Origin of the sequence: Pseudomonas sp. P8_241 (assembly GCF_034008315.1) — a bacterium.
Classification (GTDB): Bacteria; Pseudomonadota; Gammaproteobacteria; order Pseudomonadales; family Pseudomonadaceae; genus Aquipseudomonas.
On the sequence record NZ_CP125377.1, the window covers coordinates 1,481,157 to 1,503,146 of the forward strand.

The 21,990-nt window shown below is 54.5% G+C and carries 18 protein-coding genes and 5 tRNA genes; 14 read left to right on the plus strand and 9 right to left on the minus strand.

All coding sequences use genetic code 11. The annotated features are described in order from the left end of the window. Positions 1-145: 145 nt before the first annotated feature. The 7 genes from ltaE (at position 146) to QMK58_RS06630 (ending at position 6,110) form a co-directional block, all read left to right on the plus strand. Entirely contained in the window at positions 146-1,150 is a 1,005-nt protein-coding gene (gene ltaE, locus QMK58_RS06600; protein ID WP_320396026.1) for a low-specificity L-threonine aldolase, read from the plus strand. 146 nt (positions 1,151-1,296) lie between these two features. After that, a complete protein-coding gene (gene alaS / locus QMK58_RS06605; RefSeq protein WP_053156125.1) occupies positions 1,297-3,915 on the plus strand; it encodes an alanine--tRNA ligase in 2,619 nt (872 codons plus the stop codon). A gap of 92 nt (positions 3,916-4,007) precedes the next feature. Beyond that, positions 4,008-5,249, plus strand: a complete 1,242-nt coding sequence (locus tag QMK58_RS06610; RefSeq protein ID WP_053156406.1) for an aspartate kinase — start codon at positions 4,008-4,010, stop codon at positions 5,247-5,249. 186 nt (positions 5,250-5,435) lie between these two features. After that, positions 5,436-5,624, plus strand: coding sequence for a carbon storage regulator CsrA (gene csrA, locus QMK58_RS06615; protein WP_002554426.1), 189 nt, complete (start codon positions 5,436-5,438; stop codon positions 5,622-5,624). Between the two features lie 62 nt (positions 5,625-5,686). After that, a tRNA-Ser gene (locus QMK58_RS06620) sits at positions 5,687-5,777 on the plus strand. Positions 5,778-5,884: 107 nt separating this feature from the next. Further along, a tRNA-Arg gene (locus QMK58_RS06625) sits at positions 5,885-5,961 on the plus strand. Between the two features lie 72 nt (positions 5,962-6,033). Beyond that, a tRNA-Arg gene (locus QMK58_RS06630) sits at positions 6,034-6,110 on the plus strand. A gap of 19 nt (positions 6,111-6,129) precedes the next feature. On the opposite strand, the gene QMK58_RS06635 is transcribed toward QMK58_RS06630, so the two are convergent. Further along, a complete protein-coding gene (locus QMK58_RS06635) occupies positions 6,130-6,648 on the minus strand; it encodes a cell envelope protein SmpA (RefSeq protein ID WP_320396027.1) in 519 nt (172 codons plus the stop codon). A gap of 320 nt (positions 6,649-6,968) precedes the next feature. Here QMK58_RS06635 and mgtE point away from each other — a divergent pair, with 320 nt between their 5' ends. Then, positions 6,969-8,411 carry a magnesium transporter gene (mgtE, locus tag QMK58_RS06640; protein ID WP_053156131.1) on the plus strand — a complete coding sequence of 481 codons (1,443 nt, stop codon included), beginning with the start codon at positions 6,969-6,971 and terminating at the stop codon, positions 8,409-8,411. Between the two features lie 100 nt (positions 8,412-8,511). Here mgtE and QMK58_RS06645 read toward each other — a convergent pair whose 3' ends face one another. The 3 genes from QMK58_RS06645 to QMK58_RS06655 all read right to left on the minus strand — a co-directional run bounded on the left by QMK58_RS06645 (position 8,512) and on the right by QMK58_RS06655 (position 9,683). After that, a complete protein-coding gene (locus QMK58_RS06645; RefSeq protein ID WP_003178899.1) occupies positions 8,512-8,838 on the minus strand; it encodes an Arc family DNA-binding protein in 327 nt (108 codons plus the stop codon). Between the two features lie 410 nt (positions 8,839-9,248). Next, entirely contained in the window at positions 9,249-9,428 is a 180-nt protein-coding gene (locus QMK58_RS06650; RefSeq protein WP_053156134.1) for a PA3371 family protein, read from the minus strand. A 21-nt stretch (positions 9,429-9,449) separates the two neighbouring features. Next, positions 9,450-9,683 (minus strand): hypothetical protein, encoded by a 234-nt coding sequence (locus QMK58_RS06655; RefSeq protein WP_053156140.1) that lies wholly within the window; start codon positions 9,681-9,683, stop codon positions 9,450-9,452. Between the two features lie 290 nt (positions 9,684-9,973). Here QMK58_RS06655 and QMK58_RS06660 point away from each other — a divergent pair. Together QMK58_RS06660 and QMK58_RS06665 are read left to right on the plus strand one after the other, a co-directional pair. Beyond that, a tRNA-Arg gene (locus tag QMK58_RS06660) sits at positions 9,974-10,042 on the plus strand. A gap of 187 nt (positions 10,043-10,229) precedes the next feature. Next, positions 10,230-10,301: transfer RNA gene (locus QMK58_RS06665), tRNA-Arg, on the plus strand. Between the two features lie 374 nt (positions 10,302-10,675). Here the strand turns inward: QMK58_RS06665 and QMK58_RS06670 are convergent. Next, positions 10,676-13,024 (minus strand): AAA family ATPase, encoded by a 2,349-nt coding sequence (locus QMK58_RS06670; protein WP_320396028.1) that lies wholly within the window; start codon positions 13,022-13,024, stop codon positions 10,676-10,678. Between the two features lie 36 nt (positions 13,025-13,060). On the opposite strand from QMK58_RS06670, the gene QMK58_RS06675 reads away from it, so the two are divergent. Continuing rightward, positions 13,061-14,211 (plus strand): IS3 family transposase gene (locus QMK58_RS06675; RefSeq protein WP_320394926.1). Its coding sequence is split into 2 segments (ribosomal slippage): positions 13,061-13,295 and positions 13,295-14,211, totalling 1,152 coding nucleotides; the frame shifts between segments, so codons are not numbered across the junction. On the opposite strand, the gene QMK58_RS06680 is transcribed toward QMK58_RS06675, so the two are convergent. After that, complete coding sequence (locus QMK58_RS06680) at positions 14,208-14,501, minus strand: DUF3422 family protein (protein ID WP_320396029.1); 294 nt, start codon at positions 14,499-14,501, stop codon at positions 14,208-14,210. The two genes, QMK58_RS06675 and QMK58_RS06680, sit on opposite strands and share 4 nt — an antisense overlap. A 121-nt stretch (positions 14,502-14,622) precedes the next feature. Further along, a complete protein-coding gene (locus tag QMK58_RS06685; RefSeq protein ID WP_320396030.1) occupies positions 14,623-15,246 on the minus strand; it encodes a TetR/AcrR family transcriptional regulator in 624 nt (207 codons plus the stop codon). A 247-nt stretch (positions 15,247-15,493) separates the two neighbouring features. Between QMK58_RS06685 and QMK58_RS06690 the strand changes: the two genes are divergently transcribed. From QMK58_RS06690 to QMK58_RS06700, 3 genes are all read left to right on the plus strand, one after another. Further along, positions 15,494-16,675: an FAD-binding oxidoreductase gene (locus QMK58_RS06690; RefSeq protein WP_320396031.1), complete on the plus strand. Its 1,182-nt coding sequence runs from the start codon at positions 15,494-15,496 to the stop codon at positions 16,673-16,675. A gap of 580 nt (positions 16,676-17,255) precedes the next feature. After that, positions 17,256-18,002, plus strand: coding sequence for a GntR family transcriptional regulator (locus QMK58_RS06695; protein ID WP_320396032.1), 747 nt, complete (start codon positions 17,256-17,258; stop codon positions 18,000-18,002). Positions 18,003-18,041: 39 nt separating this feature from the next. Continuing rightward, positions 18,042-18,791 carry a helix-turn-helix domain-containing protein gene (locus tag QMK58_RS06700; protein WP_320396033.1) on the plus strand — a complete coding sequence of 250 codons (750 nt, stop codon included), beginning with the start codon at positions 18,042-18,044 and terminating at the stop codon, positions 18,789-18,791. Positions 18,792-18,829: 38 nt separating this feature from the next. Here the strand turns inward: QMK58_RS06700 and QMK58_RS06705 are convergent, their stop codons facing one another. After that, the gene (locus QMK58_RS06705) at positions 18,830-20,266 is read right to left on the minus strand and encodes an NAD-dependent succinate-semialdehyde dehydrogenase (RefSeq protein ID WP_320396034.1); all 1,437 of its coding nucleotides are present in this window, start codon (positions 20,264-20,266) and stop codon (positions 18,830-18,832) included. Positions 20,267-20,305: 39 nt separating this feature from the next. Next, the gene (locus QMK58_RS06710) at positions 20,306-21,928 is read right to left on the minus strand and encodes a choline dehydrogenase (RefSeq protein WP_320396035.1); all 1,623 of its coding nucleotides are present in this window, start codon (positions 21,926-21,928) and stop codon (positions 20,306-20,308) included. Positions 21,929-21,990: the final 62 nt, after the last annotated feature.

Sequence of the window (21,990 nt, forward strand, 5' to 3'; positions counted from 1 at the left end):
TTCGCATCGGTGCTTTTGGATGATTGTTATCGAGTATTGCGATGTATTAGCGGGCATTATCCTTATCCAAGGGTTGAATATTCATGGGGATGCCCGCAGTAATTCCTCCTGAAAGGGATTTCCCCTGCTTACCGAGGCCAGTTTCATGAGCGTTATCGATCTTCGCAGCGACACCGTTACCCAACCTTGCGCCGGCATGCTCGACGCGATGGCCAAAGCCGCCACAGGTGACGATGTGTATGGGGAGGATCCGACGGTCAATCATCTGGAGGCCGATCTGGCCCGGCGCCTGGGCTTTGCCGCCGCGTTGTTCGTGCCGACCGGCACCATGAGCAATCTGCTGGGGCTGATGGCTCATTGCGAGCGCGGTGACGAGTACATCGTCGGTCAGCAGGCTCACACCTATAAATACGAAGGTGGTGGCGCAGCGGTGCTCGGTTCGATCCAGCCGCAACCACTGGACGTGCAGGCCGACGGTTCGCTGGACCTGACGCAAGTCGCGGCCGCGATCAAACCGGATGACTTCCATTTCGCCCGCACTCGTTTACTGGCGCTGGAAAACACGATGCAGGGCAAGATTCTGCCGCTGGAGTACCTGGCCCAGGCCCGCAGGTTTACCCGCGAACATGGCCTGCAACTGCATCTGGACGGCGCGCGGCTGTATAACGCAGCAGTCGGACTGGGCGTCGATGCCCGAGAAATTACCCGGTATTTCGATTCCGTCTCGGTGTGCCTGTCCAAAGGCCTGGGCGCGCCGATCGGCTCGGTGCTCTGCGGCTCCGAGGCGTTGATCGGCAAGGCGCGCCGTTTGCGCAAAATGGTCGGTGGTGGCATGCGTCAGGCCGGGATTCTGGCGGCAGCCGGCCTGTACGCGCTGGATAATAACGTCCAGCGCCTGGCCGACGATCATGCCAATGCACAATTGCTGGCAGAAGGCCTGCGCACGGCGGGTTTCGAGGTCGAGCCGGTGCAGACGAACATGGTTTACGTGGCGATGGGCACCAAGGCCGAGGCGATCAAGGCATTTGCCGGCGAGCGCGGCATCAAGCTCAGTGCTGCCGCTCGTCTGCGCATGGTCACCCACATGGACGTCAGCCGTGAGCAAATCGAGCAGGTCGTCGCGACATTCGTCGACTTTTCCTGCAAGTGATAGGGTTAGCGGTCCAATTGACCGTTTCTATCGTATAAACACGCTGTACCGCGCGCGCAGGGCCGATATAATGCGGCCCTTTGCCGTCGTTTCGTCTGATGACGTTTCGAACAGGCCTTTGGCCGCAGCCTCCGTGGAAGAACCTAATGAAAAGCGCAGAAATCCGTGAAGCCTTCCTTCGCTTCTTCGAAGAGCAAGGCCACACCCGTGTCGCCTCCAGCTCTTTGATTCCGGGCAACGACCCAACCCTGCTGTTCACTAACGCGGGGATGAACCAGTTCAAGGACTGCTTCCTGGGCCAGGAAAAGCGCGCGTACACCCGCGCCACCAGCAGCCAGAAGTGCGTACGCGCCGGCGGCAAGAACAGCGACCTGGAAAACGTCGGTTATACCGCTCGTCACCACACCTTTTTCGAGATGCTGGGTAACTTCAGCTTCGGCGATTACTTCAAGCGTGATGCCATCACCTACGCCTGGACCTTCCTGACCGGCGTGCTGGAGCTGCCAAAGGAAAAGCTCTGGGTGACCGTCTACGCCTCCGACGACGAAGCCTATGACATCTGGACCCAGGACATCGGCGTCCCGGTCGAGCGCATGATCCGCATCGGCGACAACAAAGGCGCGCCTTACGCGTCCGACAACTTCTGGACCATGGGCGATACCGGCCCGTGCGGCCCATGCACCGAAATTTTCTACGATCACGGCGACCACATCTGGGGCGGCCCGCCGGGCTCGCCGGAAGAAGACGGCGACCGCTACATCGAGATCTGGAACAACGTGTTCATGCAGTTCAACCGCACCGCCGATGGCGTGTTGCATCCGTTGCCAGCGCCGTCGGTCGACACCGGCATGGGCCTGGAGCGAATCAGCGCGGTGATGCAGCACGTCAATTCCAACTACGAAATCGACCTGTTCAAGAACCTGCTGAGCGCGTCGGCCGAAGCGATCGGCTGTGAAAATGGCGATCAGTCTTCGCTGAAAGTGGTTTCCGACCACATCCGTTCGTGCGGCTTCCTGATCGCCGACGGCGTGCTGCCGTCCAACGAAGGTCGTGGTTACGTGCTGCGCCGGATCATCCGTCGCGCTTGCCGTCACGGTAACAAGCTGGGTGCCACCGGCAGCTTCTTCTACAAGATCGTCGCGGCGCTGGTCGCCGAGATGGGCGAAGCCTTCCCGGAACTGAAAGCGCAGCAGAGCAACATCGAGCGCGTCCTCAAGGCTGAAGAAGAGCAGTTTTCCAAGACTCTGGAGCACGGCCTGAAGATTCTCGAGCAGGATCTGCTGGAGCTCAAAGGCACCGTGGTACCGGGCGACGTGGTGTTCAAGCTGTATGACACCTACGGTTTCCCGATGGACCTGACCGCCGACATCGCCCGTGAGCGCGAGCTGACCATCGACGAAGCCGGTTTCGAGCGCGAGATGGAAGCCCAGCGCGTGCGAGCGCGTTCGGCCAGCTCGTTCGGCCTGGACTACAACACCCTGGTCAAGGTTGACGTGGCCACCGAGTTCACTGGCTATACCGATACCAGTGGTTCGGCAAAAATCGTCGCCCTGTACAAAAACGGCCAGTCGGTCGATGTACTGAGTGAAGGTGACGAGGGCGTAATCGTTCTCAACAAGACGCCGTTCTACGCCGAGTCCGGTGGCCAGGTGGGCGACTGCGGTTACCTGCAGGCCGGCAATGCTCGTTTCGACGTGCGCGACACCACCAAGACCGGTGGCGCATTCCTGCACCACGGCGTGCTGGCTTCGGGCAGCCTGATCGTTGGCGCGCCAGTGGAAACCCACGTCGATTCTGACGTGCGTCACGCCACTTCGCTGAACCACTCGGCCACGCATTTGCTGCACGCAGCATTGCGCAAAGTACTGGGCGATCACGTGCAGCAGAAAGGTTCGTTGGTCGACAGTCAGCGCCTGCGCTTCGACTTCAGCCACTTCGAAGCGATCAAGCCTGAACAGATCAAAGCGCTGGAAGACATCGTCAACGCCGAGATTCGCAAGAACTCCGCCGTTGAAACCGAAGAAACCGATATCGAAACCGCCAAGCAAAAAGGCGCCATGGCGCTGTTCGGCGAGAAGTACGGCGACAACGTGCGCGTGTTGAGCATGGGCGGTGATTTCTCCGTCGAGCTGTGTGGCGGCATCCACGCCAACCGTACCGGCGACATCGGCCTGCTGAAAATCATCAGCGAAGGTGGTGTGGCTTCGGGCGTGCGTCGTATCGAAGCGGTCACCGGCGCAGCTGCGCTGGCGTACTTGAACGCGGCCGAAGAACAACTCAAGGAAGCGGCCAGCCTGGTCAAGGGCAGCCGCGACAACCTGATCGACAAGTTGTCGGCTGTGCTGGAGCGCAACCGTCTGCTGGAAAAGCAACTCGAGCAGTTGCAAGCCAAGGCAGCCAGCGCGGCGGGCGACGATCTGTCGGCGCAGGCACAGGACGTCAAAGGCGTGAAAGTGCTGGCCGTGCGTCTGGACGGTCAGGATGGCAAGGCGCTGCTGGCGCTGGTCGATCAACTGAAAAACAAACTCGGTCGCGCAGTGATCCTGCTCGGCAGTGTCCATGAGGAAAAGGTCGTTCTGGTTGCAGGCGTAACCAAAGACCTGACTGGCCAACTCAAAGCCGGTGATTTGATGAAGCAAGCCGCTGCGGCAGTGGGCGGGAAGGGCGGTGGTCGTCCAGACATGGCGCAAGGCGGCGGTACCGACGCTGGCGCACTGGATGGGGCACTGGCTCTGACTGTTCCGTTTGTAGAGCAGGGTTTATAAGGCAATGCCTCCGGTCTGCAGTCTAGTGGCGGGCCGGAACGCTGTTTTGAGTGATTATTTGGGCGCCCTTCATGGGCAGAGGCGGCTTTGAAATGGCTTTGATCGTACAGAAATTTGGAGGCACCTCGGTCGGTACTGTCGAGAGAATCGAGCAGGTCGCCGACAAGGTTAAGAAATTCCGCGATGCCGGCGATGACCTGGTGGTTGTGCTGTCTGCAATGAGCGGCGAAACCAACCGTCTGATCGATCTGGCCAAGCAAATCAGTGGCGAAGATCAACCGGTTCCCCGTGAACTGGACGTGATCGTTTCCACCGGTGAGCAGGTGACGATTGCCCTGTTGGCCATGGCGCTGATCAAGCGTGGTGTGCCGGCGGTTTCCTACACCGGCAACCAGGTGCGGATCCTGACGGACAGCGCGCACAATAAAGCGCGTATCTTGCAGATTGATGACCAGAAGATTCGTGGTGACCTGAAGGCCGGTCGCGTGGTGGTTGTCGCCGGTTTCCAGGGCGTCGATGAGCACGGCAACATCACCACTCTCGGTCGTGGTGGTTCCGACACCACCGGCGTAGCGCTGGCGGCAGCCCTGAAGGCTGACGAGTGCCAGATCTACACCGACGTCGACGGTGTCTACACCACTGACCCGCGTGTGGTCTCCGTGGCGCAGCGTCTGGACAAGATCACCTTCGAAGAGATGCTGGAAATGGCCAGCCTCGGTTCCAAGGTGTTGCAGATCCGCGCGGTCGAGTTCGCCGGCAAGTACAACGTTCCGCTGCGCGTATTGCACAGCTTCAAGGAGGGTCCGGGCACCCTCATTACTATTGATGAAGAGGAAACCATGGAACAGCCGATCATTTCCGGTATCGCTTTCAACCGCGATGAAGCCAAGCTGACCATCCGTGGCGTGCCAGACATCCCGGGCGTTGCCTTCAAGATTCTCGGCCCGATCAGTGCCGCGAACATCGAAGTCGACATGATCGTGCAGAACGTTGCGCACGATAACACCACCGACTTCACCTTCACTGTGCACCGCAACGACTACCAGGCCGCGCAAGCGGTGCTGGAAAAGACCGCTGCCGAGCTGGGTGCCCGCGAAGTGGTTGGTGACACCAAGATCGCCAAGGTGTCGATCGTCGGCGTTGGCATGCGCTCTCACGCAGGCGTGGCCAGCCGCATGTTCGAATCCCTGGCCAAGGAAAGCATCAATATCCAGATGATCTCGACTTCGGAAATCAAGGTTTCCGTAGTGATCGAAGAGAAGTACCTGGAACTGGCTGTGCGCGCTCTGCACACGGCTTTCGAACTGGACGCACCGGCCCGACAGGGCGAGTAATGCGTTTGCCAGAGGGCGCGGTCTGACCGCGCCCTTTGTTTTTTGAATGGCGTGACCCCGAGCCTGTTCTTTTGCTCGCGCTGGTCAATACTCAGGCATGTAGGGCTGCGACCGCTCCGGTTGTGGGTCGAGTGCCTTTTTTTTGCAGACTGTTGTCCCTGAAATGAATTGCGTGAGGAGAAAGGTATGCTGATTCTGACTCGTCGGTGCGCAGAAAGCCTGATTATCGGTGATGGCGAAATCACCGTGACCGTGCTCGGCGTCAAAGGAAATCAAGTGCGCATCGGCGTCAACGCCCCTAAAGAGGTGGCGGTTCACCGGGAAGAAATTTACCTGCGTATCAAGAAAGAGAAGGACGAAGAACCAAGCCATTAATTTTTATCGTTTTTTATGTTTGCAAACGGGGAAGAAGCTGGTTAATATACGCCCCGTGTTGCGGAGAGCTGGCCGAGTGGCCGAAGGCGCTCCCCTGCTAAGGGAGTACACCTCAAAAGGGTGTCGGGGGTTCGAATCCCCCGTTCTCCGCCATTATTTGCGTAGTACGTTGTAATCTGGCTTTTTCGGTAAGTTGTTGAAATTACTAGAAAAAGTGTTTGACATAGAGATTAGACGGCCTATAATGCGCGGCAACAAATGCACTCGTAGCTCAGCTGGATAGAGTACTCGGCTACGAACCGAGCGGTCACAGGTTCGAATCCTGTCGAGTGCACCATTTAAGAGTTATTTATAGTAATGTAAGTAACTTGGCTTCAACCAGTTGTGATCTGGTCTAAAAACACAAACTGCACTCGTAGCTCAGCTGGATAGAGTACTCGGCTACGAACCGAGCGGTCACAGGTTCGAATCCTGTCGAGTGCACCATACAACAGAAAGCCCGCTTTTAAAGCGGGCTTTTTGCCGTCTGGGATTTGGCTTTTCCCTTTGTGCATCCCCTCTCGTCAAACTCAATGTGTGCGCTGCGGCCTCGCTGTGTGTCGTAGCGGTAACTCGTGGCCGAATTTCGAATACTGATCCTATCCGGCTTGCCGAGTGCGCTTTCGACATCCTGGCGGCTCATGCCGGCGACCACGCGCTGATTGATGATTGCCTCGCGGCGCTGCCTGGCATTGAGCAAGTTTCCACATTTGTCCTCCTGCTGGCCGACCACGACCGGTTCTCTCCTCGTGGATTTCATACCTGGTGTGTCGCGCATTTCGGATTCCGGCATGAGAGTCATGATGCTTCCAGGTTGAAAGGTACGAATGTGGTGTATCGAAACGCGTTCTCCCGCCTCGCAACTCAATGTCGTGAAGGTGATCCGGCCATCGCCTGCCTCGCAGCGGTTAACGGTGGCAGCGAGCACCGGGGGCGGCAGGTTGAGCAGGGCGAGCAGTAAAAAGTACGGCGCATTCGATCGCATTGATCGTCCTCCTGGACGTGCTGTCAGAAGGGTAGCCGGAACAAATTTCGAGGGCGGTGTGTTTTCTTTTCAGAATGAGTCGTCGCACTTTCATGGGTCAGGACAGTGCTCAAGTTTGTTTCGCAAGCGCTTGTTTCAGCCGCGATTTTTTAACGTTTTAAACCGTCAGGCGGTGTATCATTGCGCCCGTCAGCCCCGCCGGGGCTTTTGGATTTTTTCCATGGACTTACCCAGTAGTTACTCAGCACCCCGTTTTTCCAATCATGAATTGACTGATTGATCCTTCCGGCGCGCCCCGCTGCTGGGAGTGGAGTTCGCCTATGTCTGAAGTTGAAGTAAAGAAAACGCAGGAAAGCTTGCAGGACCGCCTGGCTCAGGTGGTTGAATTGCTGCAGCGCCAGCGAGTTGTCGAAGACCTGACTCATCGCCAGGAAGGTCCGCATCACGATCGGATCGAGAACCTGGTTCATCGGCAAAACCTCGTCGAGTTACAACGCAAGCTCGATGATTTGCACTCCGCCGACGTCGCTTACATCCTTGAAGCCTTGCCTCTGGACGACCGTCTGACGCTTTGGCAACTGGTCAAGGCTGATCGCGACGGCGACATCCTTCTTGAAGTATCAGATTCGGTTCGTGAAACCCTGATCGCCGACATGGACGATCACGAGCTCCTGGCTGCAGCCAAGGACATGGATGCCGACGAACTCGCTGACCTGGCCTCCGAGCTGCCGCGAGACGTCGTCCATGAACTGATGGAGACTCTGGACCTGCAGCAACGCGAGCGGGTGCGCTCAGCGCTGTCCTATGACGAGGAGCAAGTCGGCGCACTGATGGACTTCGAGATGGTGACGATTCGCGAGGATGTCAGCCTTGAAGTGGTCCTGCGTTACCTTCGCCGTCTCAAGGAGCTTCCGGGGCATACCGACAAGCTGTTTGTGGTCGATTACGACGGCGTCCTCAAGGGTGTGTTGCCGATCAAGCGTTTGCTGGTCAACGACCCGGACAAACAGGTTTCCGAAGTGATGGCGAGCGATCCGGTGAGTTTCCACCCGGACGAAGACGCTTACGATGCTGCGCAGGCGTTCGAGCGTTATGACTTGATTTCCGCTCCCGTGGTCGACAAGAACGGCAAGCTGATCGGCCGTCTGACCATTGACGAAATGGTCGACCTTATCCGTGAAGAGAGTGAAAACGAAGTCCTCAACATGGCGGGTCTGCGCGAAGAGGAAGATATCTTCGCATCGGTCTGGAAGTCTTTGCGTAACCGCTGGGCCTGGCTGGCGATCAACCTGATTACCGCGTTTGTGGCGTCCCGAGTGATTGGGTTGTTCGAGGGCTCGATCGAAAAACTCGTGGCGCTCGCGGCATTGATGCCTATCGTGGCGGGCATTGGTGGCAACTCGGGCAACCAGACCATCACCATGATTGTTCGGGCCATGGCGCTGGATCAGGTCAGCACTGGCAATACGACACGGCTGATGCGCAAAGAGTTGGCGGTTGCCTTGATCAACGGCGTGATCTGGGGTGGGGTGATCGGGGTCGTCGCCTACCTGTTGTACGGCAGTTGGTCGCTGGGTGTGGTGATGACCGCGGCGATGATCCTCAACCTGTTGCTGGCGGCTTTGATGGGGGTCTTGATCCCGATGACGCTGGCGCGGCTTGGGCGAGATCCTGCGATGGGCGCCAGTGTGATGATTACCGCGATGACCGACAGCGGTGGTTTTTTCATCTTTTTGGGGTTGGCAACGATCTTCCTGCTCTGAGTTACCGCTCACCAAAACCCGCCGCTCGGCGGGTTTTTTGTGTGCGAATTTCAGGCAAAAAAAAGCCAGCGATCAGGCTGGCTTGGGCTTTCGGGTTGAATCAGGACGCGTCGGCGGCCATTTCGGCATCATGAGCGATCAGCGAAACAAGGGCGTTCTGCTGACGGTGTGAGAGTTGGCGAAAGCGTTGCAGCAACTCGCGCTCGTGCAGCGAGAGCTCTGGGCTGTCCAGGCGCATGCTCAGCTCTTCTCCCAAGGCGCCTTCCTGAATAAGACTCTGCTCAAGGCGTGCGATGATTTCGGAGTTCATGCTGCGATGATGATTGCGAGCCACCTCGGCAATGCGTTCACGCATTCCGTCTGGCAGACGTACGACGAACTTGTCAGCCGTACGGCTGGAATAAATTGCCTGTTTCAATGGGCGCATATATTTAACCGGTTAGTTCAGGGGAGCGGTTTTCGGGATTGGCCGCAGGATGTCTGATAAGACAAGCGCTCTGGCCAAATGTTCAACCTGAATTGATGGAGGCGTGCATCATGCCTCAAGCAAGCCGGATCCTTGGCGTCAATTCTGTGACAAATATTGAACTGGATAAAGGCGTTCTGCCAGCACCATTTGTCAAAAATGCGGACTGGTTTGAAAACTTGGACAAGCGCCTATAGCCGACCGTGCTTTTTGACCGACAAACGGCGTTTGAAGGCGTGAACAGGCAGATGCGATCACTGTTTCTTAATTATACAGAGTAGTGGCAAATGGCCGATTTACTAGGTGGCATGCAGTGAGCGAGGAAATTCAGGATGGATGGCAGTCGGTTCAGCCATCCGATAGCGGGGGGATTAACGCAAGACCGGGTCAAATTTGATCTTGCGCCCGACTATCAATGCCAGCACGAACAGCGTGGTGAAAATCCCGCAGGCCAGCAGCGGCAGGGTGAAGGACATGTCCTGGGCCATCATCAAATGGAAAAGGCCGCTCAGTAAGGCGAGGATAAAAAATCCTGCGGCTGATTTGGACATGCTGTGCTCCTCGAGGGTAGATTAAAAAACCAGACGTTCGGCAGAAGGTGCTGGCAACACGACGTTTTCCTGGCTTACGTCCTGACCGACAAACCCACGCTGATCGCTCATCACTGCCAGTTGTGGAGATTCCTGCAGTTGAAGGTAGTGCGGCATGCGTTGGGCCACCTGCGTATCAATGTGATCGGCAAAAAAATGACCACCCAGCAGTATTGTCAGCGTGATCGCATTCGATATTAAAAGGACACGGTTCATGACGCTGGCCTCATTTGTTCTGTGAGAACAGCTAAAGCAGCTCGCATGCCAGACTCTGTATGTATTTTTTTCCTTTAAAAACAATTAGATAGGTCGAGTTTTCGAAAGGCTGATGTTGCATTTTGCAATGGTGGCTTTTTGCGGTGATGCATTTTGCACGGTAGGTAACTCTTCGCTCGAAAGAGGCGCTTGCCTACACTTAAAAAGCCCTACGGACGACATGACAAAATCGTGCCTGCCCGTTAACATGCACGCCGTCCATCGCACTGTGAATCATGCGGGGGATTTGTGTCTCAGTAGCTCAATTGGATAGAGCATCCCCCTCCTAAGGGGAAGGTTGGCAGTTCTTATCTGGGGTACTCCCTAGACTCCTATTGAGATCATCTCCTTTGACTGGGAGTGGTGTAAGGAGATTGAGCTGACTCAACTCGGTTTAAGGGGGCCGGGGGCGAAATGGAAAATCGGTGAGCACTGAGCATTAAAGCTTTGTTTTTCTTGCTCTTTGCTTGAAACTGACTGAGAAAGAACCGAAGATACATGTGTTGAGTCCTCTTAGTTCAACGGATAGAACGAGCCCCTCCTAAGGGCTAGATGCAGGTTCGATTCCTGCAGGGGACATATCCTCCCGCTTTGCTTTTTCCTCTAGATTCTTTGTTGCTAAGCCCTCAAGCAATACCCCTTCCAAGACGATCGCGAAACGGTTTCGATAAGCTATCTGCTAACAGGCTTTAGCCCGATCGACTCTGCCCTTTCCAGTCTCCTTAGCTAGCAATTCTAGTGCCGTGGCTTAGCGGTGAGCACGAATACACGTTGGGGCGGAATCACAGTCATAGCTCATCACTAGGCGTTTCGAATGCTAGGTGTAAGAAAGCCCCTACGACTGCCGGTACCGATTCACCTTCGACTTAGCCCGCCCTAGCTGCTCCAGCACTTTCGCCACTCCAAAGTCAGCCCCGGATTCATCGTCCGTGGCCGGCACTTGAAGACAAAAATCAGGCAACCCGTTTTGAGTATTCTCCCATCCAATCGGCAAGCGACTTCATGTCTGTTTCGAGGTCTGCAAGCTCAGGTGGAACAGCGGGCAGATCATCTGCCTGGGAGTGCTCGTAAACTGAATATCGAGTCATCAGATCGTCGATCAGATCGCAATCCTCCTGGGTGATATTGCTCAGCTGTCTGAGGAGCCCTTTAGTCATCACCTCTCTTCTGAATCGCAGTACGACGCTGTTCAGCAGTACCACCTCTACCGCACGCTCTACGATTATCCGGAAGTCGCTGCAGACACTCTTAGCCATGAGGTCATAGCTTTCGGCGTCGCCTTCGGCTTGGTGCTTTTTGAGCTTAGGCAGAAATTCGTTCAAGAGCTTGTTAATGGCCGTTTTGGGTTTCGAGTCTCTGGCACTTTGTCCTGTCAAGATTCCGGATATCTTCTCTAAGCGTCGAAGGGTTTGAACCTCATGGACAATATTTGGGAGATCCGGGTGCTCTGCCACCTTCTTCACGGCGGCGTCCAGAAGTGTGATCAGTGACAATCTGTGAGTGAAGATTATGACTTGGCGTGTTTGTGCAAGGTCAACAAGGCGTGCGACAACTCGCTCTTCAAAATCCTGATCGAGTGATGAGATCGGGTCATCGAAGATAAAAGGGGCTACCTGGTTTGAACCGGTTATGTCCGCAAAAAAAGCTGCGAGCGCAACTATACGCGTCTCACCTTCACTGAGAATTTGCTCTGGCGGACGACTTCCTTTCGCACCTATCAGCGTCAATCCAAAAGTAGTCCGCCCTTTGCCAATGGTCTTGCTTTGGGGAGCTACAGGTAGCCGCGAACCGCCTAGTAGTTTCAGTTCTGCAGCGAAGCGAGTTTGATAACCAGCGTCTAATTCGGATTTTGCCAGCTCGTTGTTCTTTGTTGTGAGCGAGTTGGTGGCCGCGAGCTTTATTGCTTTCCCATACTGTTCAACGGCTATCAGTCGATCCCGCTCCGTCAGTACTGATTGTTTATTCTGAGCCAGCCACTGTATCCCCTTCAGCTTCCGTACTCGTTCTTCCATTTGCTGCCTTTTACCGTCTTGCAGCAGTTCGTTCAGCGATTTCTCTTCCGTCTCAAGCGTCTGTGACTGATCAGTTAGTGCCTGATTCACAGGCGCCCAATCAAAAGCTGCAACCTTTTCAATCTGATCTGCCTTATCTAAGTCTGCACGTCTTTTAACTAATGCCGTGTGTAAATCAATGGCGTGCTGCTGGTCTATTTTGAGCAGCGACATGTGAGCTAGCCAGTCCTGCTCTGTCGGTGAGTGGGGGAGTGCGCGGAGCAATCCTTTTAATTTGTCTTCTGCATCTTTGGCCGCACGTTCGAGGCCTTCGGTGACAAAACTTTCGAAATGTCGCAATCGATCAGCCGAATCGTCCTTGAGTTCCTGTTGGCAGAGCACGCATCGCGACTCGTGACCAACTACGGGGAATTCGTTTCCAGGATAGGCATGGCTTTGGGAAAAAAGCCGGGCCTGTGCCCAAAGTTGCTGCCATATGGGTTCACCCACGCCGTCGAGAGGAGCTTCTGCGAACAGTTGCTGAGCTGACTGTTGGGCAGCCTGACGTTTGAGTTTTGCATCTGAGTGGGCATTAACGATGGCTTGGGCAGCACCATCGGAAAGCTTCTCCTTGAGCGAACTCATCGCCAATTGCACGTTAGCCAGGCCCTGCTTCTCCTTGGTGATCTCGCCCAGTCGTCCAACGACGTCTTTTTGAGCTAAAGCGCCTTCGAGGCCGATTCGTTCTGCATCATTTTCCTCTGTGTACAGACATGCTTTGTCGATGGTTGTTGTGATTGTTGCCGGCTTCAGCGCAGCAAGCCATTTGCTTTCTTCGGTAATTCCCAAATCCAATGGAAATTGAGGTAACGAACTCAATAAGGCGTTCTTCGCCGATCCTAGGTGCTGGCTAACCCTATCTGATATTGCGATCAATGCCGCAACGAACTTCATCTGGCTAGGTTCGTAGCTTGCCTCGTTTTTGCCCATGTACTGTGTGGCTGTTCTTGAGTCAAAGATCTGAGCATGGCGAAGCTTTGGATGAGCGCCGTCGGCGAGTGTCCATTCGATTTTTCCAGCTTGGCCACCAATAGAAAGCTGGAATTGAGCCCGGCAAGGCACCGGCTCTTCGACGAACACGTTGGGGTGAATTTCGTCTTTCGATCTGGAGCCGCAAGCTTGTTTTAGAAGTCGTGCGTAGCCGCTCTTGCCTGAGCCATTCTGGCCATAGAACACCGTTATGTTCCCGGCCCCGAATGAAAGCGCGGCTCCTGCTTTGACGGCATGAATCGCCCCGGGTTTCGTAGACACCTCTTTGCCTTAAACTGAGGCCAATTAGGAGGTGCCATGAGCAACCCGCGTTACCCCGAAGAATTCAAAATCCAAGCGGTCAATCAAGTGACCGAAAAGAAGCTGCCTGTCGCTGATGTAGCGGCCCGTCTTGGCGTGTCGACGCATAGCCTCTACGCCTGGATAAAGCGCTACAGCAAACCTCAAGAAGAACGGCAGCAGGACGATGATCAGCACGCTGAACTGCGTCGTCTGCGAGCAGAACTCAAGCGGGTTACTGAAGAGCGAGACATCTTAAAAAAGGCCGCCGCGTACTTTGCCAAGGAGTGCGGTTGAAGTACGCCTTTATCAAGCAGCGAGCAGATGACTATTCCATACGACGGCTTTGCCTGACGCTGAAAGTCCACCCCAGTGGGTATTACGCCTGGTTGTCTGAGCCGCAATCTGCACGCGCCAAAGACGACCAACGACTGCTGGGTTTGATCAAGCATTCATGGCTGGAAAGTGGCGGCGTTTATGGCTATCGCAAAATCCATGACGATCTGCGCGAGGTCGGTGAAGACTGTGGTCGCCATCGTGTAGCGAGGCTGATGCGTCTTGAAGGTCTGCGCTCTCAGACAGGGTATCGACGTCGCCCTGGAAAGTACGGCGGTAAGCCAGCGGTCGCCTCACCCAATTTGCTGAAGCGCCAGTTCGATGTCGTGGAACCCAACAAGGTTTGGGTCACCGACATCACCTACATTCGTACATATGAAGGCTGGTTGTACTTGGCTGTGGTGCTGGATCTGTTTTCTCGTCAGGTTGTAGGCTGGTCAATGAAGTCTCAGATGACCAGTGATTTGGCTATTGATGCGTTATTGATGGCGGTTTGGAGGCGTAAACCGAAACAAGAGGTAATGGTTCATAGCGACCAAGGTAGCCAGTACAGCAGCTCCGATTGGCGCAGCTTTTTGAAGGCGAACAATTTGGTTGCCAGCATGAGTCGCCGAGGCAACTGTCATGATAATGCCGTGGCCGAGAGCTTTTTCCAGCTTCTGAAACGGGAACGGATCAAGCGGAAAATTTACACCACGCGGGAAGATGCTCGTAGTGATGTGTTCGATTACATCGAGATGTTCTACAACGCAAAACGTCGTCATGGTTTCAACAATCAGCTGTCGCCGGTAGAGTTTGAAAAGCGTTACGCAATGAGCTTGCAAGGTGTCTAGAGAATCCGGGGCGATTCAGTCCAGTTCCGGAGTCCATCCTCAGAAGGCACCACCCAGGTCACCGTAAAAAATTCGGCATGCTGTTCCCATTTCAATGGGTGGCCACCCAGTCGCGAGATGCCTTGAACAGATAGTGGGTCTATAGGTGAATGGCAGAGCTTTTCCACAAGCGATTTGCATTCAAACGGATCACCGATGAATGCCAAGTGATAAACATGCGCGGGTTCCTCAAAGTAGAGAGAAGGTCGAGCGTGCAATTCGTTATGGAGGGACTGTCTTTGACAATGCATGAAGGGCTCGGATTGTGAGTGATCTGACACGTTTTCATAGTGGGAGCGTTAGGGTGATTCGCCCTATACATAGGCATTGCTCAGCGGGATCCGTGCCGCTCAAGATGCCGCGCCGATAGAGTTAAGGTGATCGAGAAGCCTCGGTTCTCGCTGACAGAAGCTGGTTCACCATGCCATTGATGAGACTCACAAGTGTTGGCTCTGGCAGATTGCGATGCTGCTTCAGCGTTACTGTGCAGCTAGTTAATCCGAGAATCCCGCAGGCAATGACTTCGGCATCAATGCGCTGAAAAATGCCTTCTTTCATCCCTCTCTTCAAAATGCATTCGAGCTCACGGGTATACACCTGCTCCTGTTCCAAAACGCGCTTCTGCTGGACAGGATCTAGATGACAAGCTTCCATCTTGAGCAGGCGCTCCTCTGGTTCGCTGTGGAGATGTCTTTGCACGTTGAAGCGAATGAATGCTTCCAGCCTTGGACGCGTTGACCGGTGCTTCGATTTTTCCCTACGCCATGATGCCAGTCGCTTCTGGTGAAGATGCTCCATTACTTCCTCAAGCAAATCCTGTTTGCTTGGAAAGTGGTAGTAGAGACTCCCAGCGTGAAGCCCAACTGTTTTCGCAAGGCCGCGCATGGACATTCCAGAAAAGCCTTGATCGGTGATCAGTTGGCAAGCCGAGTCCACGATGTGCTGGCCGATGGTATCTGCGCAGGGCGCATGGGCGGTGCCAATAGCGGTATTCATGTTCAAGTCGATCCATGTTGCTGGGGCGATTCGTGTTTGGCGCAGTTTGGATCTCGGACAAGAGCCAGTGCGACGCAATTTTGTGCTGAAATCCGTTTTTAATTAGTGCATTGCTGCACAGTTTTTTATGCGTCCCTAAATGTGCTGAGATGAATATAGAATTTTATCTTATGCCAAGTAAATAGGGGGTTTACAGTGGATCCACGAAAGGATACAAAGTCACCATCAATCCAGCAGGTGGCTACAAATGACTCAGCAAAATGTGCAGAAATTCGATGTTGCTATCATCGGTGGCGGCATCATCGGCTCCAGTGTTGCGTACCATATCCTCAAGGCTTCGCCTGGTACGTCGGTGTGCGTGATCGAGCCAGATTCAACCTATGAGTTCGCAAGTGCACTGCGTTCCTCGGGTGGTTGCCGAGTTCAATTCACCGGTACTGAGAACATCGAGATGTCGCTCTACAGCATTGAGCGCATCAAAAATTTCGAGCACGAGATGGAGTCGAAGGGGCGTCCGGCTCCTGTAGATTGGGTTGAGGGCGGATATCTTTTTGTTGTCGAGCCCGAACACGTCGCCGCGATCGAGCGCAATGTGCGCAAGCAGCAAGAGCACGGATGCGTGGTGGAGCTCCTTGACGCAGCGGGACTCAAGAATCGCTTCCCATCTATCAACAGTGATGACTTAGGCGTAGGCGCATTTACGCCCCATGATGGCTGGTGCGATCCGAACGGCCTGCTCTGGGGTTATCGCCGCAAGGCTGTAGAGCTGGGAGCGGTCTACATAAAGGATAAATTCGTCGATGCGGTGGTGAGCACCCACAAGGCGCAGACAGCTGTTCTGGAGTCTGGGTTGCGCATCGATGCTGAGGCCTTCATCAACGCCGGCGGAGCCTGGTCAGGACTGATTGCCGAGAAATTTGGCATGCAACTGCCGATTGTCCCCATGCGTCGATTCGAGCACTACTTCACGCCTGCTACCCCGATGGAGCGGCTGCCGTACGTCAAAGACCTTTCGCGTTTGGCATTCCGCTCCGAAGGGGAGGGTTTTTCTGGTGGGCTGGTCAACGGTGCAGAGCCACGTGGTTTCAATTTCGAAGTTGATCACGATTACTGGGAGCAGGTGGTTTGGCCGGCCGTCGCGCACCGCTTCCCTGCATTGGAAGCTGCTAAATGCCATCGCACTTGGTCGGGCCTGTATGAGGTCAACGAGCTGGATGGCAACGCGGTAATTGGTCGCTGGAACTCCAAACTACCTAACCTCTACACAGTTGCAGGTTTCTCTGGGCACGGAATGATGCATGCACCCGCAGCGGGCCGAGCGATCGCCGAGCTACTACTCCAAGGTTCGTACCAGTCCTTGGATCTGACTCGCCTGGGTTATGAGCGAGTGGAGGCAAATGCGCCTTACGCTGAAGAAGGTATTCTCTGACTCTTCCGCAATAAACAGGATGCGGATGCTGCTGAGAGACATCACTAATTGAGTGCCGGCGTCTACCTGCCAGATGCCGGCCAGCGGCGAGGCTGATGCCGCCTCTCTGTACTACTGGGCATCTTGCCCGGGGTTGTTTCCTCACTTGCCCAACTGTTGTAGTTGGGCAATTTTTTGAAGGTGCGCATTGACTTATCTGGTTGGTGTCGCTTCGATTCCCTGTCGTTGATATCCAGCCATCTCGGATGAGCACCGCTCAGTGATTCAAGTAGCGGGCAGGCTGCCGGTTTTGTGCGGAAATGCGGGACAAGGAAAACCTTCTCGTGTCGGTGGAAACAACCAAGACGTCCCACATAAGAAAGTACCAGCAGTCCATAAGGGCAGGTCTTTACAGTGGATCCATAAAAGGATACAACGTGGATATGCCGAATTTCGAAGAGTTTTTGTGCGCAGAAAATGTGCAAAAAATCGTTATTGATCTAGCCCCATCAAGATCACCATTTTCCTGTCATTTGATAACCCAGCAAATCGTTACAGCTCTATTCAAGCGCAGAACAAGTATTCCTCAGGAGTTTCCGCCATGCAGGGGGTCTTGGGATCTCCTGAGGCTAGGGTGTTGTTCTCAACCGTCCATCAAAAAGATCTTTATATGCCCGTGCAAAGTGCTCTCGAAGAAAACAAGATCGGCTTAAGCGCCGACGCCGTCACGAACCGCCTCCGGGAAATGATATTGAGCGGGACTATCGGTATAGGCGTACAGCTTAAGCAGGTTCATTTGGCCAAGCAGTTTGGAGTGAGTCGGCTGCCAGTTCGAGAGGCGCTAAAAAGACTGGAAGCTGAGGGGCTCATCCGCCACGTAGCGCGTCAAGGTTCAGTCGTGGCGAACAAGTCAGTTGCTGACCTGATTGAAACGCTGGACATCCGGATCGCCCTAGAGAGCAGAGCACTCCAGCTGTCGATCCCAAAGCTCCAGGATTCCGACTTTAGCGCCGCTCGGGATGTGCTGCATCGATACGAAGAAAGTACATCTCCACGAGAGTGGGGTGAGCTGAACCTTGAGTTCCATTCCATTCTCTATCGTGCCTGTCAGCGTCCAACGCTGTTGAAAATGATCGCGGACACTGTCAAAGGTGTAGACCTACATCTCAAGGTGTTGCAGTCCAATTCAGTAGGGCAAAAATCCTCGCTTAGGGAGCACGCAGACATTTTGGAAGCGTGCGAAGCCCGCGATGTTGCAACCGCTATCCTCTTGTTGGAACAGCACATCGAGCACACTCAAAATGCTTTGTTGCAAATACCTGTGCTCCCAGAGCCGTTCGCATTTTGACTTAGATACATCACCACAGCTTAGAAACAGGATTACGAAATGGTCGATCTTGATTTTTTAACGGATCTCTCCTGCTCCGGAACGAATTTGTCCTTTGTCGAACAGCTCTTCGATCTCTTGCCGGATGTCCAATTTTTTATCAAGGATCACGCTGCTCGATATTTGGTGGTGAACCAGGCCATTGTCGAACATGCTGGCCTATCAGACAAAAGGGACATGATCGGCCGCACATGCGAAGAGATTTTCACCAACCCAGGCGGGAAGATTTCACAGCAGGATTTGCATGTCATCGAGACGGGAAAAGAAGTCCTGAACGCTTTGGAGATGTGCCTTTCCCTGAATAAACAGCGCAAGTGGTGTCTGAGCTCAAAATTTAAAGTGCGAGGAGCAGTGCCAGGTGGCGCGGCGTTGGTGGGGATTTCCAGGGTGCTCCCTGCGACTGAGGAGCGGCATGACAACTATAGGACGTTGAATTCATTTTTGGCGTATCTGAAAGACAACTGCAACACACCTATCCTAATCAAGGATGCTGCCAAAACGTTTAATTTTTCTTCGGATGTGCTTGAGCGTCTGACACGAGAGCTGTTCAGTCTCACGCCTAAGCAGATTTTGACCCAGCTCCGCATGGAGAGAGCCTGCACGCTGCTGGAAACGACGACTCAGAGCGTAAATGAGATTGTCGGTGACTGCGGATATGTAGACCATAGTGCATTCACACGTCAGTTCAAGGCGAGTACCCACTACACCCCTCTTCAGTATCGACATGCGGTTGCGGGTTTGCGTCGATAATGAGTGCTCCAACCTTACTAGGTTGGAGCACCTTCTAGTTAAACCTGCGCGTCAGCTACCATTTTGGTTCGCAGATAAGCGTCCAAGCCTTCCAGCCCGCTTTCATGGCCATATCCTGATTCATTGAATCCTCCGAAAGGGGTCTCTGCCTCATGTACAGACATATGGTTGATGCCCACCACGCCCGCCTCAACCGCTTGGCTGGCTCGTGCAGCAGTCGTTCCATCGCGAGTAAAGATGTACGCGGCCAATGCATATGGCAGCGCGTTCGCTCGCTGAATCACCTCTTCGAAGGTGTCGAACACGGTCAGAGGAGCGAGCGGGCCAAACGGTTCATCAACCATGATTAATGCGTCATCTGGGACGTCACGCATTACCGTTGGAGCAAAGAAGAAACCTTCGCGCTCCAGTCGGCTTCCTCCGGTGAGTACTTTGGCGCCTTTCGCTACTGCATCTGCCACCAAAGTATCCATGTTATCCAAGCGGCGTTCGGTGATCAGCGGGCCCATTACTACGCCTTGCTCCAAGCCGTTCCCAATAACCAGGCGTTTGGTACGCTCCAGAAAACCCGCTATGAATTGCTCATAGATTGAACGGTGGATAAAGAAGCGGGTAGGGGAGGTGCACACCTGCCCAGCGTTTTTGAATTTCGCTGCCACGAGTTGATCGAGAGCACGCTCCAGATTCGCGTCCTCAAATACCAATACAGGAGCGTGTCCGCCCAGTTCCATAGTGCAACGTTTCAGTGTGTCCGCAGCGAGCTTCTGCAGCGTTTTCCCTACTGGTGTGGAGCCGGTGAGTGACACTTTCTTGGGGATGGGTGAGCCAATCAGGTATTCCGAGATCGGGCCAGGGGGGCCAAATACCAGACCGATAACTCCTGCTGGAATGCCTGCGTCCTGGAAGCAACGAACGATACCCACTGCAGTACCAGGTGTTTCATTGCTTGGTTTCACGATGATGGAGCATCCCGCCGCTAGCGCGCCGGCGATCTTCAGTGCAACGTTCCCAGCGGGGAAGTTCCAAGCTGCAAACCCCAAAGCCGGCCCGACAGGTTCTTTAAGAACGCTCTGGCGAACAAGCGGGTTTCGTGCAGGAATGATTCGACCATATGCTCGTTTGCCTTCCTCGGCGTACCAGCGGATGGCATCAACACAGAACTGAACTTCACCAGCAGCTTCTTGCAACGACTTTCCGTTCTCTTGGGTGAGTACGCGGGAAATTTCTGGTTTGCGCGCTTCCAAAAGATCAGCTGCTTTGCTGAGCAGCGTCCATCGTTGGGCTGCAGTCAGCTGTTTCCATTCTTCAAACGCTCGCTGGGTAGCATTGAGAGCCCGGTCGAGGTCTTCGATGCTCGCACATGGAATGGTGGCAATTTCTTCTCCAGTGGCTGGGTTGAGCAGAGGTAGAGTTTCACCCTCGCTGCCAAGGCACCATGCTCCATCAATCAGCAATTCGATCTTTTCGTTAAACATGTGAACTCCAATGAATTTGGGTATGACGCGATGCCCGGATCAGCTTCGGTAAAACGACGCTGTTGATGGGGGAAGAGGAGTTTTGCCAGCGATGCGGTCGCTGATTTTTTCAGCAATCATCATGATCGAGGCACTGAGATTGGCTGTGACTACGCGTGGCATGATCGAGGCGTCTACAACTCGCAACTTCTGAACACCGCGCACGCGACCTTCTGAGTCAACTACAGAGTCATCATCAGAACCCATCCGGCAAGTTCCAGCGGGGTGATACGAAGTGCCGGTATTCGCGCGTATGAATGCCTCCAGATCCTTATCGGTCTGGGCGTCAGCTCCGGGTGCAAGCTCCTCTCCTCGAATTCCATCCCAGACCGGCTGCGCGATCAGCTTGCGAGCGAGGCGGATCGAATCGATCATGTCGCGCATGTCCTGTTGAGTGCTCAAATGGTTGAACACAATCAGAGGAGCGTCAGTCGGGTCTTTGGAGCGAAGAGTCACCGAGCCACGGCTTTCGGGACGAGAAAGATCAACCCAGAATTGGAATCCCGGAACGGCTACGAGCTTTCCATTGCGGACAAAGCGGGTCAGCGGTAAAAACTCGAACTGAACGTTGGGGAATTCGACGTCGTCACGGCTTCTAAGAAACGCGCCCGTCTCAAAGAAGTTGGTCGCCCCCAAGCCTTTTTTCTGCAACAGCCACTGTGCACCCATCTTCACCTTGCCAATGGGCCCAAGCTGCGAGACGAGAGAATCCTGATGGCGTGCGGCGTACTGGATGTTCACCCCAGGGTGGTTTTCCAGATTTTTGCCCACTGCAGGGAGGTGTACTTCGCTTTTGATACCAAGCTTGATGAGCTCGTCCGCGTCGCCAATGCCCGACAGCATCAGAAGCTGTGGAGAGTTAAACGCTCCCGCGCACAGAATCACTTCGCGTTTGCAACGAATTGAATGGGTTTTACCTTGATGGTCTACCTGTGCGCCAATGGCTATTTTCTTCTCGATATCAATACGGCGCACCGTAGAGTGAGTCCAGACTTCGAGGTTGGTGCGATTTTCCACTGGGTGCAGATAGCCCCTTGAGGAAGACCAGCGCACGCCGTTATATACCAGAGCCTGGGCAACATGCAGGCCCTCCTGCTTGTACCCGTTGTGGTCGTTGGTCAGCGCATATCCGGCTTGTTCACCGCAGCGCAGGAAGGTGTCGTAGAGCTTGTGCTCGGCCTTGCAGCGAGTGATCTGCATCGGGCCTTCGCCACCTCGCCATTGATCGGCGCCACCGGAGAAAGTTTCCATACGACGGAAATAGGGCAAGCAATGGGCGAAGCTCCACTCGGGGAGGCCGTTGGCAGCCCAGCCTTCGAAATCCAGCGGATTACCACGGTTGAAAATCATGGCATTGATAGACGAGCTACCACCGAGCACTTTGCCTCGCTTTTCGTCGATCAAGCGATTGTTCAGGTGCGGCTCTGGCCCGGAATCATACTGCCAGCCCAATTTCTTGCTTCCATACGCAAATGGCAAAGCTGCTGGCATATCGATGATAAGCGACTTGTCTTTTCCACCGGCTTCAATCAGCAAAACCCGTACAGACGGATCCTCGGTCAGTCGGTTAGCGACAATGCATCCAGCAGAGCCCGCGCCAATAATTATGTAATCGTATTCCACGTGAGCCTCGATCTTCATGTGACTCGGATTTGGGATAACGGCGATACTTCGATCCCGTAACC

Excerpts from the sequence above, each read along its gene's own strand:
- QMK58_RS06705 (WP_320396034.1), bottom strand. The coding sequence starts at position 20,266 with ATGTTTAACGAAAAGATCGAATTGCTGATTGATGGAGCATGGTGCCTT.
- QMK58_RS06635 (WP_320396027.1), bottom strand. The coding sequence starts at position 6,648 with ATGCGATCGAATGCGCCGTACTTTTTACTGCTCGCCCTGCTCAACCTG.
- mgtE (WP_053156131.1), top strand. The coding sequence starts at position 6,969 with ATGTCTGAAGTTGAAGTAAAGAAAACGCAGGAAAGCTTGCAGGACCGC.
- csrA (WP_002554426.1), top strand. The coding sequence starts at position 5,436 with ATGCTGATTCTGACTCGTCGGTGCGCAGAAAGCCTGATTATCGGTGAT.
- QMK58_RS06695 (WP_320396032.1), top strand. The coding sequence starts at position 17,256 with ATGCAGGGGGTCTTGGGATCTCCTGAGGCTAGGGTGTTGTTCTCAACC.
- QMK58_RS06650 (WP_053156134.1), bottom strand. The coding sequence starts at position 9,428 with ATGTCCAAATCAGCCGCAGGATTTTTTATCCTCGCCTTACTGAGCGGC.
- QMK58_RS06680 (WP_320396029.1), bottom strand. The coding sequence starts at position 14,501 with ATGCATTGTCAAAGACAGTCCCTCCATAACGAATTGCACGCTCGACCT.
- alaS (WP_053156125.1), top strand. The coding sequence starts at position 1,297 with ATGAAAAGCGCAGAAATCCGTGAAGCCTTCCTTCGCTTCTTCGAAGAG.
- QMK58_RS06655 (WP_053156140.1), bottom strand. The coding sequence starts at position 9,683 with ATGAACCGTGTCCTTTTAATATCGAATGCGATCACGCTGACAATACTG.
- QMK58_RS06685 (WP_320396030.1), bottom strand. The coding sequence starts at position 15,246 with ATGAATACCGCTATTGGCACCGCCCATGCGCCCTGCGCAGATACCATC.
- ltaE (WP_320396026.1), top strand. The coding sequence starts at position 146 with ATGAGCGTTATCGATCTTCGCAGCGACACCGTTACCCAACCTTGCGCC.
- QMK58_RS06690 (WP_320396031.1), top strand. The coding sequence starts at position 15,494 with ATGACTCAGCAAAATGTGCAGAAATTCGATGTTGCTATCATCGGTGGC.
- QMK58_RS06645 (WP_003178899.1), bottom strand. The coding sequence starts at position 8,838 with ATGCGCCCATTGAAACAGGCAATTTATTCCAGCCGTACGGCTGACAAG.
- QMK58_RS06700 (WP_320396033.1), top strand. The coding sequence starts at position 18,042 with ATGGTCGATCTTGATTTTTTAACGGATCTCTCCTGCTCCGGAACGAAT.
- QMK58_RS06610 (WP_053156406.1), top strand. The coding sequence starts at position 4,008 with ATGGCTTTGATCGTACAGAAATTTGGAGGCACCTCGGTCGGTACTGTC.